15 protein-coding genes and 1 tRNA gene are annotated in these 15,566 nt (G+C 71.6%); 10 read left to right on the top strand and 6 right to left on the bottom strand.

From position 1 onward, the window contains the following. Positions 1-94: 94 nt before the first annotated feature. Together ACFV4P_RS16950 and ACFV4P_RS16945 are read left to right on the top strand one after the other, a co-directional pair. Positions 95-1,354, top strand: a complete 1,260-nt coding sequence (locus tag ACFV4P_RS16950) for a cell wall metabolism sensor histidine kinase WalK (RefSeq protein ID WP_073807623.1) — start codon at positions 95-97, stop codon at positions 1,352-1,354. Beyond that, a complete protein-coding gene (locus ACFV4P_RS16945; RefSeq protein WP_073807625.1) occupies positions 1,351-2,043 on the top strand; it encodes a response regulator transcription factor in 693 nt (230 codons plus the stop codon). The genes ACFV4P_RS16950 and ACFV4P_RS16945 overlap by 4 nt, the downstream gene beginning before the upstream one ends. A 70-nt stretch (positions 2,044-2,113) precedes the next feature. Here ACFV4P_RS16945 and ACFV4P_RS16940 read toward each other — a convergent pair whose 3' ends face one another. After that, positions 2,114-2,758, bottom strand: a complete 645-nt coding sequence (locus ACFV4P_RS16940; RefSeq protein WP_380471765.1) for a DUF461 domain-containing protein — start codon at positions 2,756-2,758, stop codon at positions 2,114-2,116. A 376-nt stretch (positions 2,759-3,134) separates the two neighbouring features. Here ACFV4P_RS16940 and ACFV4P_RS16935 point away from each other — a divergent pair, with 376 nt between their 5' ends. The 7 genes from ACFV4P_RS16935 to ACFV4P_RS16905 all read left to right on the top strand — a co-directional run bounded on the left by ACFV4P_RS16935 (position 3,135) and on the right by ACFV4P_RS16905 (position 9,836). Beyond that, positions 3,135-3,617, top strand: coding sequence for a CarD family transcriptional regulator (locus tag ACFV4P_RS16935; RefSeq protein ID WP_014136563.1), 483 nt, complete (start codon positions 3,135-3,137; stop codon positions 3,615-3,617). Between the two features lie 213 nt (positions 3,618-3,830). Then, positions 3,831-4,586 (top strand): 2-C-methyl-D-erythritol 4-phosphate cytidylyltransferase, encoded by a 756-nt coding sequence (ispD, locus tag ACFV4P_RS16930; RefSeq protein ID WP_073807628.1) that lies wholly within the window; start codon positions 3,831-3,833, stop codon positions 4,584-4,586. Next, positions 4,576-5,082 (top strand): 2-C-methyl-D-erythritol 2,4-cyclodiphosphate synthase, encoded by a 507-nt coding sequence (gene ispF / locus ACFV4P_RS16925; RefSeq protein ID WP_073807629.1) that lies wholly within the window; start codon positions 4,576-4,578, stop codon positions 5,080-5,082. Before ispD ends, ispF begins: the two co-directional genes overlap by 11 nt. Before the next feature lie 42 nt (positions 5,083-5,124). After that, positions 5,125-5,517 carry a PPOX class F420-dependent oxidoreductase gene (locus ACFV4P_RS16920; protein ID WP_073807631.1) on the top strand — a complete coding sequence of 131 codons (393 nt, stop codon included), beginning with the start codon at positions 5,125-5,127 and terminating at the stop codon, positions 5,515-5,517. Between the two features lie 66 nt (positions 5,518-5,583). After that, positions 5,584-6,978 (top strand): cysteine--tRNA ligase, encoded by a 1,395-nt coding sequence (gene cysS, locus ACFV4P_RS16915; protein WP_380471763.1) that lies wholly within the window; start codon positions 5,584-5,586, stop codon positions 6,976-6,978. A gap of 83 nt (positions 6,979-7,061) precedes the next feature. After that, positions 7,062-8,051, top strand: a complete 990-nt coding sequence (rlmB, locus tag ACFV4P_RS16910) for a 23S rRNA (guanosine(2251)-2'-O)-methyltransferase RlmB (protein WP_380471761.1) — start codon at positions 7,062-7,064, stop codon at positions 8,049-8,051. Between the two features lie 306 nt (positions 8,052-8,357). Beyond that, positions 8,358-9,836 carry a DoxX family protein gene (locus ACFV4P_RS16905; protein WP_380471759.1) on the top strand — a complete coding sequence of 493 codons (1,479 nt, stop codon included), beginning with the start codon at positions 8,358-8,360 and terminating at the stop codon, positions 9,834-9,836. 262 nt (positions 9,837-10,098) lie between these two features. On the opposite strand, the gene ACFV4P_RS16900 is transcribed toward ACFV4P_RS16905, so the two are convergent. Then, positions 10,099-10,536: a hypothetical protein gene (locus ACFV4P_RS16900; RefSeq protein WP_073807638.1), complete on the bottom strand. Its 438-nt coding sequence runs from the start codon at positions 10,534-10,536 to the stop codon at positions 10,099-10,101. Positions 10,537-10,732: 196 nt separating this feature from the next. Continuing rightward, a complete protein-coding gene (locus ACFV4P_RS16895; protein WP_380471757.1) occupies positions 10,733-11,821 on the bottom strand; it encodes an ABC transporter ATP-binding protein in 1,089 nt (362 codons plus the stop codon). Positions 11,822-12,120: 299 nt separating this feature from the next. Between ACFV4P_RS16895 and ACFV4P_RS16890 the strand changes: the two genes are divergently transcribed. Beyond that, a tRNA-Thr gene (locus ACFV4P_RS16890) sits at positions 12,121-12,194 on the top strand. An 89-nt stretch (positions 12,195-12,283) separates the two neighbouring features. On the opposite strand, the gene ACFV4P_RS16885 is transcribed toward ACFV4P_RS16890, so the two are convergent. The 3 genes from ACFV4P_RS16885 to ACFV4P_RS16875 form a co-directional block, all read right to left on the bottom strand. After that, positions 12,284-13,435, bottom strand: coding sequence for a tyrosine-type recombinase/integrase (locus ACFV4P_RS16885; RefSeq protein WP_380471754.1), 1,152 nt, complete (start codon positions 13,433-13,435; stop codon positions 12,284-12,286). Then, a complete protein-coding gene (locus ACFV4P_RS16880) occupies positions 13,435-13,623 on the bottom strand; it encodes a helix-turn-helix domain-containing protein (RefSeq protein ID WP_380471751.1) in 189 nt (62 codons plus the stop codon). Before ACFV4P_RS16880 ends, ACFV4P_RS16885 begins: the two co-directional genes overlap by 1 nt. Positions 13,624-13,917: 294 nt before the next feature. Further along, positions 13,918-15,495 carry a YfjI family protein gene (locus tag ACFV4P_RS16875; protein ID WP_380471749.1) on the bottom strand — a complete coding sequence of 526 codons (1,578 nt, stop codon included), beginning with the start codon at positions 15,493-15,495 and terminating at the stop codon, positions 13,918-13,920. Between the last annotated feature and the right edge of the window lie 71 nt (positions 15,496-15,566).

Genomic DNA, 15,566 nt, shown 5'->3' with positions numbered 1-15,566 from the left:
GCGGCATCGTGAAGGTGAATTCTCGGCAACGCCCGGCCGATGCCTTGATCGCACCCTTACAGAGCTTGCCCGGCCACCATTTACGCTGGCAGGCATGGACGTGAACGTGGCCGCCGCCGCTGCCTGCGCCATAGCCGGGCTCGGCGTCGGCCTCACCGCCTCCATCGCCTTCCGCTGGAGCGAGCGCGAGCAGGGCCGTGGCAAGGGCAGCAGCAGCGGCAGGACCCCAGGGCCGGAACCTCTTCAGGAGCCGGCCCTGCCGCCGGGCGTGGACACCGTGCTCTCGGTGCTGCGCTCCTGCGCGATCGTGCTCGGCGACGGCGACGAGGTGGTCAAGGCCTCCTCCGCCGCCTACGCGATGGGCCTGGTCCGCGGCGGCCGGGTCGCCGTGGACCAGATGCTCTCGCTGGCCCGCGCCACCCGTCGGGACGGCGAGATCCGGCAGATCGAACTGGAACTCACCCGCCCCGGCGCCTCCGCCCGGGCCGCCGAACCGCTGGCGGTCTCGGTCCGGGTCGCCCCGCTCGGCTCCCGGTTGGTGCTGGTGCTGGTCGAGGACCGCACCGAGCGCCGCCGGATCGAGGCGATCCGCCGCGACTTCGTGGCCAACGTCTCGCACGAGCTGAAGACCCCGGTCGGCGCCCTCTCCCTGCTCTCCGAGGCCGTCGCCGACGCCTCGGACGACCCGGAGGCGGTGCAGCGCTTCGCCGGCCGCATGCAGGTCGAGGCCACCCGACTGGCCAGCCTGGTCCAGGAGATCATCGACCTCTCCCGGGTCCAGGACGACCAGCTCAAGGTCGATCCGGAGCCGGTCGCGGTGGACGAGCTGATCGCCGAGGCGATCGACCGCTGCCGGCAGACCGCCGCCGCCAAGCAGATCGTCATCGCCGCGGGCGGCACCACCGGCCTGTACCTGGTCGGCAACCGCGGCCAACTGGCCGCAGCACTCGGCAACCTGGTGGAGAACGCGGTGAACTACAGCCCGCCGCGCACCAGGGTGGCGATCGCCACCCGCCGGATCTCCAGCGCCGCGGTGCTGGGCGAGGCGGACGGCGAACTGATCGAGATCTCGGTGACCGACCAGGGCATCGGCATCTCGGAGAAGGACCGCGAGCGGATCTTCGAACGCTTCTACCGGGTGGACCCCGCCCGCTCCCGCCTCACCGGTGGAACCGGCCTCGGCCTGTCCATCGTCAAGCACGTCGCCGCCTCGCACCGCGGCACCGTGTCGGTGTGGAGCGTCGAGGGCCAGGGTTCCACCTTCACACTGCGGCTCCCCGCCGGGCAGGCCCCGGTCGAGGACCGCGCATCCTCAGCAGCACCCACACTTCCTGCCCCGGAGGCCCGATCGTGACCCGTGTACTGGTGGTCGAGGACGAGGAGTCGTTCAGCGACGCCCTGTCGTACATGCTCCGCAAGGAAGGCTTCGAGGTGGCGGTCGCCGCCACCGGGCCCGACGCGCTGGAGCAGTTCGAGCGCAACGGAGCCGACCTCGTCCTGCTCGACCTGATGCTGCCCGGCCTGCCCGGCACCGAGGTCTGCCGCCAGCTGCGGGTCCGCTCCAACGTCCCGGTGATCATGGTCACCGCCAAGGACAGCGAGATCGACAAGGTCGTCGGGCTGGAGATAGGAGCCGACGACTACGTGACCAAGCCGTACTCCACCCGCGAACTGGTCGCCCGCATCCGCGCGGTGCTCCGCCGCCGCGGCGAGGACGCGAACGGCGACGGCGCCGCCACCCCCGGCGCGCTGGAGGCCGGCCCGGTCCGGATGGACGTGGACCGGCACGTGGTGACGGTGGACGGCGCCAAGGTCGACCTGCCGCTCAAGGAGTTCGACCTGCTGGAGATGCTGCTCCGCAACGCCGGCCGGGTGCTCACCCGGATGCAGCTGATCGACCGGGTCTGGGGCGCGGACTACGTCGGCGACACCAAGACCCTGGACGTCCACGTCAAGCGCCTGCGGGCGAAGATCGAGCCCGACCCGGGCGCCCCGCGCTACCTGGTCACCGTCCGTGGCCTCGGCTACAAGTTCGAGCCGTAAGCCGCACCCGCGACACACCACGAAGGGGCCCCGCCGCGGCGGGGCCCCTTCGTGCTGTCTGTGCCTGGTGTCAGTGCGCGGCGGGCGCGGACGAGCTGCCGGCGGGGGCGCTCGGCGAGCCGCTCGCACCGGTGCCGGCGCCGGCGCCCGGGGACGCGGGCGCGCTCGGGGAGGTGGCCGGCGACGGGGAGGTCTTGACCTGCGGGCCGAAGCCCTCGTAGTAGCCGGCGGCCGGCTGCACGTTGGCGTTGGCGGAGACGTCGCCGGCCTTCTCGAAGGTGAAGGTGGTGGGGCTGTAGCCGCCGACCGACAGCTTGGCGCTCGGCACCTGCGCGTTCGCGGCGCCGCCCTTGCCGCCCAGCAGCACCGACTCGCCCGCGTGGATGACGATCTGCGAGACCGGCGCGCCGTTCTCGTCGGTCAGCTGGGCAGCGGTGCCGCCGACCTTGATCCCGGTGAGCACCAGGTCGTCCTTCGGCGCGGTGTTCGCGATGTTCGCGGTGACCGAGGCCGGGCCCGAGTACTCGCCGGCCGACCCGGCGGGGGCGACCACGACGATGTTGTTCAGCTTGACCGAGTTGTCGATCGAGGTCGCCGCGTTGTCCGGCTTGATCTGCAGCGTGTCGGCGTCGTTGCCCGCGGCGCAGGCGGACAGCGGGACGATCGCAGCGAGGACGAGGGCGGCGGCTGCGCCGCGTCGAAGGCTCCGGCTCACGGCGGCGACTTCTCCTTGGTCGGGGATGATCCCCACGGAAAAGGGATCACGGTCGGTGGTCGAGGGCCACACTACCGACCACACATATCCGGCTCTCACGGGGTGGCCCCGTGTCGCGGTCCGATCACGATCCGGGACGCTCGGCGAGTCGGGGGCAAAAACTCAAGATCCAATCATGGTTTCGGGAGTGTGACCAGAGGTTTCGCCGCCCGGGTCAGACCGCCTCCGACCTGCGGGAAGCCCTCGTCGAACACCGGTCGCAGCACGCGACGGGGGTGGTTGTCAAGCCCTGGAACCCGCCCTGACCTGCGAAAACGCCCTTCGGGTCAGCCGAAAAGCGTGTTATTCTGGAAAGCCACGGAAGGGGTCCTGTCACATGACGTTCAAGGTTGGCGACACGGTGGTCTACCCCCATCACGGGGCTGCGCTGATCGAGGCCATCGAAACTCGCCAGATCAAGGGTGTGGACAAGACCTACCTGGTGCTGAAGGTGCAGCAGGGAGATCTGACGCTTCGCGTCCCCGCGGAGAACGCCGAGTTCGTCGGCGTCCGCGACGTGGTGGGTCAGGAAGGCCTGGACCGCGTATTCGAGGTGCTTCGTGCGCCCTACACCGAAGAACCCACCAACTGGTCTCGCCGTTACAAGGCGAACCTGGAGAAGCTCGCGTCCGGTGACGTGATCAAGGTCGCCGAGGTGGTCCGCGACCTGTGGCGTCGCGAGCGTGAGCGCGGTCTGTCGGCCGGCGAGAAGCGGATGCTCGCCAAGGCGCGCCAGATCCTGGTCAGCGAGCTCGCGCTCGCCGAGAACACCAACGAGGACAAGGCCGAGACGCTGCTCGACGAGGTCCTCGCCTCCTGAGCTCCAGCCGCCCGAGCGCCGATCTTCGCGCGCCCGACCCGGCGTGACGCAGCGCCCGATGGTGCCCGAAAGGGCGCCTCGGGCGCTTCGCCATGCCCGGAAGGGGGTCGGCACGGCGAAACGGTGGCGGAAGGGGCCGCGCGGTTCCACTAACGTGCAGTCAGGAAGGGGGCCTGCCCGCTCGCGAATCCGCGTTCGGCACGGGCCATACCCATCGCGACCAAGGAGCCAAACCTGAACGCCTCAGCACAGCTTGCGGCAGCGGTCGTTCCGGCCGCCGGACGCGGTGAGCGACTCGGCCCCGGCGCCCCCAAGGCGCTGCGCGAACTCGGCGGCGTCCCGCTGCTGGTGCACGCGGTCCGCGCGCTGGCCCGCAGCCGGGCGGTCGGCCTGGTGGTGGTGTGCGCGCCGCCCGGCGGCGTGGCGGAGGTCGTCGCGCTGCTGGACAGCCACGGCCTGGACGGCAAGGACGTCCGGGTGGTCCCCGGCGGCGCCAGCCGGCAGGAGTCGGTCCGGCTCGGCCTGGCCGCGATCCCGGCCGGCACCCGGGTGGTGCTGGTGCACGACGCGGCCCGCCCGCTGGTGCCCGTCGAGGTGGTGGACGCGGTGGCCGCCGCCGTCCGGGCCGGCGCCGAGGCGGTGGTCCCGGCGGTGCCGCTGGCCGACACCGTCAAGCGCGTCCAGCCGCAGCCGTCCGGCCCCGAACCGGTGCTGGACACCCCCGACCGCTCCACGCTGCGCGCCGTGCAGACCCCGCAGGGCTTCGACCTGCCCGGTCTGGTCGCGGCGCACGAGAAGGCCGTCGCCGAGGCCGTCGAGGTCACCGACGACGCCGGACTGATCGAGCGCTTCGGCGGCCGGGTCGTCGTGGTGCCCGGCCACGAGGAGGCGTTCAAGGTCACCCGCCCGCTGGACCTCGTGCTCGCCGAGGCCGTACTCGCCCGCCGGAGGGCCACCGATGCCTACTGACCGCACCGCTGAACCGATCCTGCCGCGGATCGGCATCGGCACCGACGTGCACGCCTTCGAGGACGGCCGGCCGCTGCGCGTCGCCGGGCTGGACTGGCCGGGCGAAACCGGCCTGGCCGGGCACTCGGACGCCGACGTGGCCGCGCACGCCGCCTGCGACGCGCTGTTCTCCGCCGCCGGGATCGGCGACCTGGGCGCGCACTTCGGCACCGACCGCCCCGAGTGGGCGGGCGCGGCCGGGGTGGCCCTGCTCGGCGAGGCCGCCCGACTGGTGCGGGAGGCCGGGTACGAGATCGGCAACGTCGCGATCCAGGTGATCGGCGTCCGCCCGAAGATCGGCAAGCGCCGCGCCGAGGCGCAGGCCGCGCTCTCCGCGGCGGTCGGCGCGCCGGTCTCGGTCTCCGGCACCACCACCGACGGCCTCGGCCTGACCGGCCGCGCCGAGGGACTCGCCGCGATCGCCACGGCGCTGGTCTACCAACGCCCGTCCGCCTAGCCTGAGCTGACGCAGCGTCACCGCTCGGACACAGGAGGAATCATGGGTGTGGAACTCGCCGATGGCGTGAAGAAGCTGTTGGACGACAAGAGCTTCGCCGTGGTCACGACGATCCAGCCGGACGGCAGCCCGCAGTCCTCGGTGGTCTGGGTGAAGCGGGACGGCGACGACATCCTGTTCTCCACCGTCCAGGGCCGCCGCAAGCACCTCAACCTGGAGCGCGACCCGCGGGTGACGTTGCTGGTCAACCCGCCGGAGAGCCCCTACCAGTACTTCGAGGCGCGCGGCGAGGCCAGCATGACCACCGAGGGCGGCCGCGAGCTGATCGACGAACTGTCGAACAAGTACCGCGGCCAGGACTACGCCTGGGACGAGCCGGACGCGGTGCGCGTGGTGGTGCGGCTCAGCCCGCGCAAGGTCGTCAACCACGTCTGACACCGGATCGAGCCGAGTGGGCGGAAGGTGGCGGGGCACCCCCTGCCGCCCACTACTCTGGACGCTGTGAGCCTTCGCCTGTACGACACCATGACCCGCCAGGTACGCGACTTCGTCCCGCTGGTGCCGGGCTGTGTCTCGATCTACCTGTGCGGCGCCACTGTCCAGGCGCCCCCGCACATCGGGCACATCCGGTCGGGACTCAACTTCGACGTGATGCAGCGGTGGTTCCGCTACCGCGGCTACGAGGTCACCTTCGTCCGCAATGTCACCGACATCGACGACAAGGTGATCGCCAAGGGGCGCGAGCAGTCCACCGAGTGGTGGAAGATCGCGCACGCCAACGAGCGTGCGTTCAACGAGGGTTACGACGCCCTCGGCTGCCTGCCGCCGAGCGCGGAGCCGCGTGCCACCGGCCACGTGCCGGAGATGATCGAGATGATGCAGGGGCTGATCGAGCGCGGCCACGCGTACGAGTCCGAGGGCAACGTCTACTTCGCGGTCACCACCTACCCGGACTACCTGGCGCTCTCCAACCAGGAGTTGGAGAACCTGCGGCAGCCGTCCGCCGAGGGCGAGACCGGCAAGCGCGACCCGCGCGACTTCGCGATGTGGAAGGCCGCCAAGCCCGGCGAGCCGAGCTGGGCCACCCCGTGGGGCCGCGGCCGCCCGGGCTGGCACCTGGAGTGCTCGGCGATGGTGCACAAGTACCTCGGCAGCGCCTTCGACATCCACGGCGGCGGGCTCGACCTGATCTTCCCGCACCACGAGAACGAGATCGCCCAGTCCAAGGCGTACGGCGACGACTTCGCCAACTTCTGGGTGCACAACGCCTGGGTCACCATGAGCGGCGAGAAGATGTCCAAGTCGCTGGGCAACTCGGTGCTGGTCTCCGAGATGGTGCAGCGCTGGCGTCCGATCGTGCTGCGCTACTACCTGGCCGGCCCGCACTACCGCTCGATGATCGAGTACAGCGAGGAGTCGCTGCGCGACGCCGAGACGGCGTTCGCCCGGATCGAGGGCTTCATCGAGCGCGCCGTCGAGCGCTGCGGCCCGGTCGACGCCGCACCCGAGGTGCCGCTGTCGTTCGCCGAGGCGATGGACGACGACCTGGGCGTGCCGCAGGCCCTCGCAGTGGTGCACACCGCCGTCCGGCAGGGCAACAGCGCGCTCGGCGCGGACGACAAGGAGTCCACCGCGGCCCGGCTGGGCGAGGTCCGGGCGATGCTCGGCGTGCTCGGCCTCGACCCGCTGGACGACATGTGGGCCGGCGGCGGCAACCAGGGCGAGGAGCTCACCGGCGTGGTCGACGCGCTGGTCGCGCTCGTCCTGGAGCAGCGCCAGGCGGCCCGCGCCCGCAAGGACTTCGCCACCGCGGACGCCATCCGCGACCAGCTCGGCCACGCCGGGCTGGCGATCGAGGACACCCCGTCCGGCCCGCGCTGGACGATCAACCAGTAGCCCCTCGGGGCGCATGGGGGCCGTACCTTTGTATGGGTGCGGCCCCCACGCACGAAGCAGACGCAGAGACAGGAAGTACAGCCATGGCCGGCAACAGCCAGCGCAGGAACCGCCGCAACCCCGGGTCGAAGAAGGGCGCGAGTGTCGGTACCGGCGGCCACAGCCGGAAGGCGCTCCAGGGCAAGGGCCCGACCCCGCGCGGCGAGGAGCGCAAGGGACACCCCAAGCAGCGCGCCGCCAACGCGGCGCTGAAGCGCGAGCGTGACGCCAAGTCCCGTGCGGGCATGCGCCGGGCCGGCGGTCCGCGCAGCGGCCGCGGCGGCGCGGGCGCGGCCGAGCTGGTGGTGGGCCGCAACTCGGTGGTCGAGGCGCTGCAGGGCGGCGTGCCCGCGACCGCGCTGTACGTGCAGCAGTTCATCGACACCGACGACCGCGTCCGCGAGGCCTTCCAGGCCGCCAACGAGCGCGGCATCCCGCTGATGGAGGCCCCGCGCCCGCAGCTGGACCAGATGACCGGCGGCCTGAACCACCAGGGCCTGGTGCTGCAGGTCCCGCCGTACGAGTACGCGCACCCGGACGACCTGCTGGACGGGGCCGCCGACGCGGGCCAGGACGCGCTGATCATGGCGCTGGACGGCGTCACCGACTCCCGCAACCTGGGCGCCGTGGTCCGTTCCGCCGCCGCGTTCGGCGCGCACGGCGTGGTCATCCCCGAGCGCCGCGCGGCCGGCATGACCGCCGGTGCCTGGAAGACCTCCTCCGGTGCCGCCGCCCGGCTGCCCGTGGCCCGCGCCACCAACCTCACCCGCGCGCTGGAGGCCTACCAGAAGGCCGGCCTGATGGTGGTCGGCCTGGCCGCCGACGGCGAGGCCGAGATCGGCGACCTGGACGCGCTGAACGGCCCCGTGGTGATCGTGGCCGGCTCCGAGGGCAAGGGCCTGTCCCGCTTGGTCTCGGAGACCTGCGACCTGCTGGTCCGGATCCCGATGCCCGGCCAGACCGAGTCGCTGAACGCCGGTGTCGCCGCCGGCATCGTGCTGTACGAGGCCGCCCGGCTGCGCGCCAAGCGCTGACCGTCACCGAGCGTGACGGGGGCTGCGGGCAGGACGTCGTTTTCGTGAGTCAACCGATCGGGTTCGGTCGAACCCGATCGGGTTTCTCATGATCGCTTCAAATCCTCGCCCGGAATGCACCCGGGAGAGTGTCCTCCGGGCCCGTCACCCGGTTAGAGGGGTGTGGACACCAGAACTCCTCGGCGTTTCGGGCAGCGCTCCGCCGGGATAGACGACGGCCCGGGCCTCAACACGGTCCGGGTTCCGTCCGACCCGGCGAAGCTCAGCAGCACCCAGGCAAGTTTCCGGGTCAGGCTCTCCGGCCCCGTGACCGCGTTGATCGACCCGCCGTCCGGCGCCGCGTTCGGCGACCCGTACGGCCGGCAGCACGGCACCCGTCCGATGGTCACCCCGCAGGTCGTGGTGCCCGCCGCCGCGGCGGTGCCCGCGCTGGCCGGGATCACCGCCGCCTCGGTCACCGGCACCGCACCCCGCCGCAAGACCCGGGTGGTCACCTGGAGCGGCCAGGCCGACCCCGACGACACTGCCGCGACCCGGCTGCTCGACGCCGTCCGGCTGAACACCGTGCCCGCCCCGGCGAAGTCCTTCGCCGACCAGGACACCCAGCAACTCCAGGCCGTCCCACGCCAGTACGGGGCCTCGGCGGGCTCCGGCTTCGGCACCGGCTCGGACCCGGACGAGACCTCGCGGGTGGGCATCGCCGAACTGCTGGACGACTCCGTGCGGGTCGGCGGACACAGCTGGCAGCCCGAGGGCGAGCTGCCCGAGCTGCCGTCGCTCGGCGAAGGCTCCAAGCACGCCTGGTACCCCGGCCGCCGGGTCGACCTGGGCCTGGTGCTGCTGCCGCTGCGGGTGCTGCTCGGCTCCCTCTCCGTGTACGCCGGGTTCAGCAAGCTGTGCGACCCCGTGTACTTCGACGGCGGCGAGCGCGGCTCGATGATGCGCTGGCTGTCCTCGCTGCACCCGTGGAAGGTCGCCCAGCCGCTGCTGGACTTCGCGATGGCCCACCCGGTCGGCGCCGGACTCGCGGTCTCCTTCGCCGAGATCGTGATCGGCGTGCTGTCCATCCTCGGCCTGTGGCAGCGACTCGCCGCCGGCGGCGCGATGGCACTCTCCGCGGCGCTGCTGTTCACCGTCAGCTGGAAGGCGGTGCCCGCCTACGACACCCCCGACCTGATCTTCCTCGCGGCCTGGAGCCCGCTGCTGATCGCCGGCGCGCCGTTCGCCTCACTGGACGGTCGGATCGCCCTCGAAGCGTTCCGGCGCCACGGGCCCGCCGAACCCGCCGCCGTCCGTCGGCGGATGCTGCGCCGCCGCTCGGTGGTCACCGCCGTCGTCGTCGGCCTGACCCTGCTGTCCGGCTCGCTGCTGGGCGCCGCCGTCCGCACCGGGCGCACCGCGCCGGTGCACCCGGCGACCGAGTACGGCACCCCCGTCTGGCCGAGCAACGGCCCCTCCACCCCCCCGGCCTCGCCCACCCCGACCCCCACGCCGTCCCCGATGCCCAGCAAGGCCAACCCGTCCGGGCACAGCACCACCAAGCCCAAGCCCAGCGCCGGCACCACCGGCGGCGGCACCGTCCCGTCCCCGCACGCCGGCGGGGGCAGTGGCAGCGGCACCGGGGGCACCGCCGGTACCGGCTCCTCCGGCTCCGCCGGCACCGGCGGAGCACCCGCCAGCCCGCGCTCACAGCCCTCGCACGGCGTCATCGGCGGGCTGCTCGGCAGCGGGCCGCCGCTGCTGGAACTCGGCATGCGGCCGGCAACCGCCACCGAGACGGCCTGACGGCGGCCCCACGGCACAACCAGCAGGGCCCCTTCCGGAACCTCCTCCGGAAGGGGCCCTGCTGGTTGTGCCGTGGGCGCTGGTTGTGCCGTGGGCGAGGAGGGCGCAAAGACAGGGGCGCGGGGAACTGCGCGAATCGGAAGGCGCCCAACCGCCGGATCGCGGTGCAGGGCAATGACCTGCACGTGATCGCGACCTGACGGTTGTGCGCTTCTTGCTCGCGCGGTTCCTCGCGCCCCTGAGGGTGTTCTGCCTGGTACCTCTAGCCGACTACACCTGCGGCGAAGGAGCCGTCGCAGACCGGGCGGGCGAAGGAGCGGGCGCGCTGGAGGTCGCCCTGGTACTTCTTGACCGCGGCGCGGCCGAGTTCGCCGGCCAGGGCGCTGCAGTACGGGGTGAGGGAGGGATTCTCGCGCATGGTGCGCTCGAGGAGGTCGAGTGCGGTGCCCGGGTTGTGGTTCTTGAGCTCCTCCATCAGGTCGACCCGGAGCGAGTCCTGCGCGGCGAGGCCCTGGGTGTTGGGGGAGGTGGAGGTCCGGCCGATGGAGCCGTCCCCACTGGATGCCGCGACCACCTGCTGGTCCAGGCCCGTCGGCGGGGCCCATGGAACGCGGGTGACGGCGAGGGTTCCGGTGGTCACCAGGATCACCGGCAGAGTGAGGGCAACGGTCTGGCCGATTCGGCGAACGAGCTGTTTCACGCACAGGACAGTAGCGGTGCGTGGTGGTTTGGGCGCGCCGCGTTACTCCAACGAGTGACCGGTGTCCTGTTTTGTTCCGCCATCGGGTTGACGAACGGGCCCGGGGAACGGCGGAACCCCCTGCCGACCGCCGTGGGCAGGGGGTTCCGGTGCGTCAGTCAGTGACCGCGGTCGCGTCGGCGGTCGCGTCGGCGACTCAGCGGCTGAGGCGCTCGCCGGTGGTGGCGAAGACGTGGGTCTCGGTGCCGACCGGGACGACGTGGATGGTCTCGCCGCGCTGCGGGATCTCCCGGCTGTGCACGCGCACCACGATGTCCTTGTCCTGGCCGGACACCTGGGTGGTGCCGTACACGAAGCCGTCGGCGCCGAGCTCCTCGACCACGTTGACGGTGACGGCGACGCCCTCCAGGCCGCCGGCCGGGACGATCTGGAAGTGCTCGGGGCGGATGCCCACCACGACGTTCTTGGCGTCGCCGGCCTTCGCCAGGTCGGCGCGGTCGATGTTGATGACCGAGCCGCCGAACTTCACGCCGCCGTCCACCAGCGGAACCTCGACCAGGTTCATCGCGGGGGAGCCGATGAAGCCGGCCACGAACAGGTTGGCGGGCCTGTCGTACATGGCGCGCGGGGCGTCGACCTGCTGGAGCAGGCCCTTGTCGAGCACCGCGACGCGGTCGCCCATGGTCATGGCCTCGGTCTGGTCGTGGGTGACGTAGACCGTGGTGATGCCCAGGCGGCGCTGCAGGGAGGCGATCTGAGTACGGGTCGAGACGCGGAGCTTGGCGTCCAGGTTCGACAGCGGCTCGTCCATCAGGAAGACCTGCGGCTGGCGGACGATCGCGCGGCCCATCGCGACACGCTGACGCTGACCGCCGGAGAGCGCCTTCGGCTTGCGGTCCAGGTACTCGGTCAGGTCGAGGATCTTGGCGGCCTCTTCGACCTTGGTGCGGATGTCCGCCTTGTTCACGCCGGCGATCTTCAGGGCGAAGCCCATGTTCTCGGCGACGGTCATGTGCGGGTACAGCGCGTAGTTCTGGAACACCATCGCGATGTCCCGGTCCTTCGGCGGCAGGTGGGTCACGTCCCGGTCGCCGATGCGGATGGCGCCCTGGTTCACGTCCTCCAGGCCGGCCAGCATGCGCAGGGAGGTGGACTTGCCGCAGCCCGAGGGGCCGACGAGGACGAGGAACTCGCCGTCGCCGATCTCCAGGTCGAGCGCGTCGACCGACGGCTTGTCGGCACCCGGGTAGACACGGGTGGCCTTGTCGTACGTCACAGAAGCCATGCTGCTTCGCTCCTTCACCGGCAGGAACGTGCCGGACGATCCGAGTAAAGGTTGAGTTGTCCCGATCGCCCCGAGTGGTCTGGACCACCGACCCTCCGGCGCGACTCCTCGTGACGCTACCTGGCAGTTCATCGTTTTGTCAGCCCTCGGCGGCCCTCGACTTCCGCATCGATCCGATCACACCCCCACCACCCACCCCTCCCTGCACCCGCACCGGCCCCCCAACCACCCGCATCCCGCCGCCCCCGCCCGGTACACTGCCCACTGGTGCCGACGCGTATCCCGCGGACGGCCACCTCGCCTCCTTAGCTCAGCTGGCCAGAGCACCGCTCTTGTAAAGCGGGGGTCGTCGGTTCGAACCCGACAGGGGGCTCAGCACTTTCCGCACGTCAGTGACCTGCGAACGCAGAAGGGCCCCCGACCGGTATCGGTCGGGGGCCCTTCTGACATCTCAAACTGACATCAGCGACCCGGCCGACGGCGCTTCAGCAGCCGGTCCATGTGGCTCATCGCCTCCCGCTGGTTGTCCTGCACCACGTGGGCGTAGATCTCCATCGTGACCGCGATCTGGCTGTGCCCGAGGATCGCCATCAGGTCCCGGGGCTGCACCCCGGCCGCCGCCAGCAGCGTCGCGCAGCCGTGCCGGGTGTCGTGCAGCCGGATCGGCGGCAGCGACTCGGACGCCGAGATCCGGGTGAACGACCGGCTGAGGTTGCGCGGCTCCACCGGCCGGCCGGACGCGGTGGTGAAGACGTACGGCGACTCCTGCCAGACCTCGCCTGCGGCCAGGCGCTGGCGCCGCTGCTCGGCCTGGCGCAGGCGCTGCCAGCGCAGCGGGGCCACGCACATCAGCGGCAGCGGAACCACCCGCACTCGGCGCGACTTGGGGGAGTCCTGGTACAACACGCCGTCCACGCGCTGGAGTTGGTGTCGGACCGTCAGGGTGCGGTTGTCCAGGTCCACGTCCGACCAGTGCAAGCCCAGGATCTCCCCGCGCCGCAGGCCGAGCGCCACGGCCAGCACGAACGTGGTGTACAGCGGGTCGCGCCGGGCGCCCTCCAGGAAGGTCAGGGTGTCGTCAAGACTCCAGGGCTTGATCACGCGGTACTCCACTCGGGGCGCTTGGACGAGCTTGGCGACGTTGCGGGCGATCAGTTCGTCCCGCACGGCGGCGGAGAGGGCGGTGCGCAGCACCAGGTGCGACTCCTTGGCGGTGGCCGCCGACACCTTCGTGGTCACGGTGGCGACGAGCTTGCGGACGTCCGCCGTGCCCACGCCCTCCAGCGACTTGGAGCCGAGCGACGGCAGGAGGTGCAACCTGATGTGCATCTCGTACTTGTCGTAGGTGGTCCGCTTCCGGTGGGGCTTGATGAAGTGCTCCAGCCAGTACGGCAGCCATTCGGAGAGCTTTGCCGATCGCGTCGGGGTCGGGACGTTCTGGCGGTCCCGGCGGACCAGTTCCTGACGCTTCTCGTCGCACTCCGTCCAGGTCTTGCCATAGACGTACTTACGGGCCCGAGTGCCGTCGGGCTGCGGGACGTAGACGGCGGCCTGGTAGCGACCGTCCTTTCGCTTGGTGACGGTGCCGGCGCCGTTCGGGTTGCGTTTGGGCATCAGGCGACCTCTTCCATCTTGGTGCGGACGTAGTCGTGGACGGCGGTGAGGGGGATGCGGCGACAGCGGCCCTCGGTGAAGCTCTTGAGCCTCTTGGCGCGGATGAGGTCGTAGACCTTTCCGCGACTCAGCCCAAGGGCCTCCATGACCTCGGGGACCTTCAGGACGACGGGTGCGACATGAGCCACGGCGGTCCTCTCGCGCGGATCGGGGTCTGGTTTGGCGCCGCAGAACCCGCAGAACCTGCAAAACCCCCTCTCGGGACCTCTGGCCTGCGGGTTTGTGGCGGCGGCTGGTTTCCGCAGAACCTCGGGAAACTCCGCAAAACCCCCGGGGCGGAATCGGCGGGTCCGGTTGGCTGGGGTTTTGCGGGGGTTTCCGGAGGTTCTGCGGGAGGCGATGGGTTTCGGATCGGTGCAGGTGGGAGGGGGTGTGGCGGGGTTTCGCAGGTTCTGCGGGTTCTGCGGCGGGGTGGGGGAGGGTCAGGTGGCGGGGTGGGTGACGGTGGGGTGGGTCTGGTAGCGGGGGGAGGGCGGCCGGCCGCCCCGGCTGGCCTTCTTGGGCTGCTCGGCGAGGCGGATCCAGCCGTGGTCCTCCAAGAGGGTCAGGACGGGGTCGAGGTCGGCGACGGTGGGGAAGTCGGCGCGGGGCAGGGCGTTGAACAGCTCGCGGCGGCTGATGGTCTCCCTGGGGTTCGCGCCGAGCCAGGCGAGGGCGGTGCGGGCCTTGGTGAGGTGGGCGTCGGAGCCCATGGCGTCGAACACGGCCAAGGCATGGGCGGTGAAGTAGTCGCCGATGGCGGTGGCGGCGGTGAGGGTGTCGGCGGAGATGGGCCGGGTCCAGCCGCCGGCGGGGTGGGTGGCAAGGTGGAGCAGGCCGGCGATGCGGCACACCGCGCCGTCGAGCTTGGGGGCCCAGGTGGCGACGTGGGCGAGGGCGGCGCCGGGGCGCTGGGCGTGCTCGGTGCGGTACTGGTAGGCGAGCAGGACGGCGTCCGCCTCGGGGCTGAGGGTGAGGACGGCGGGGTCGGTCCACTCGTGCATGGTCACGGCGAGGGCGGTGAGCTGGGCGACGTAGGTGTCGGCGACGTGTTCGGGGATCAGGTCGGGGGTGAGGTTGCGGAAGCCGACCATGGACTTGGGCAGGGAGTACAGGAAGCGGGCGAGCAGGCCCCGGTCCTCGAAGCCCTTGGCCTTGGCGATGTCGCGGAACACGGAGGGCTGGACGGCCAGGCCCATGGTGAGGGCGGGGGATTCGATGAACTGGGAGTCGCGGCCCTGCCGGTTGACGCGGAGCATGTCCCCGGCGTGGCCTTTGAGGAAGACCTCCAGGTTGGGGGTGCCGGAGTAGCGGCCGGCGATGGTGTCGAAGATGCCCCCTTCGGCGGAGATGACGGCCATGCGCCCGCCCTGCTCGGCAATCAGGGAGGCGAGGCTTTCGGGGGTGACGTCGTCGGCCATGAGCTGCGGACGCGGCGGGACGGTGCTGTGCTCGGCGGCCTGGGCGAGGTCGATGGCCTCGGCGGTGAGGGCATCGCGCTCGTCCGGGGCGGCGTTCGCTGCCTTGGCCGCAGCCTTCTCGGCGGCGGCGCGGGCGAGCTTGGCGGTGGTCTCGGCTTCGGCGCGCAGGTGGGTGCTGCGTTCGATCAGTACCTTCTCGACCGCCAGGAGCGGGCGGGTCATCTCGGAGACGACGGCGGACTTGCGGTTGCCCGGGGGCAGGGCGATCACGGTGTAGAGGTTCACCGACTCGCGCCACCGGCCGCGCACTGCGACGACGGCCCGTCCTCCACAGGCTGTGGACAGGGCGGCCAGGCCCATGCACCCGGCGAGGTCGGCGGGGGTCTGCGTCTCCTCTGCGACGGCGGCGACCATCTCGCCGAGCCACTCAGGCAGGGCGGCGACGGGGAACGCGGGCAAGGCGCGGGCCTGGCCGAGCGGGACGGGGGTATCCCACACGTCGGCGGGCTCGGCGGGGGGCTCCGTGTGCTCCCAGCCCTCGCCGAAGAGGGAGGTGACGTTCTCGTACGGCCCGTCAGGGAGGGGTGCGGGCTGGGACATCGGCGGGAAATCCCTTCTGTAGGTGCCTGGTTGGGCTTGTGGCGGCCTGTCGCGGGTCGGCGGGTGTTCGG

The sequence above is a fragment of the Kitasatospora sp. NPDC059795 genome, assembly GCF_042732175.1.
Lineage (GTDB): Bacteria > Actinomycetota > Actinomycetes > Streptomycetales > Streptomycetaceae > Kitasatospora.
This window is presented reverse-complemented; position numbering and strand designations above follow the sequence as displayed.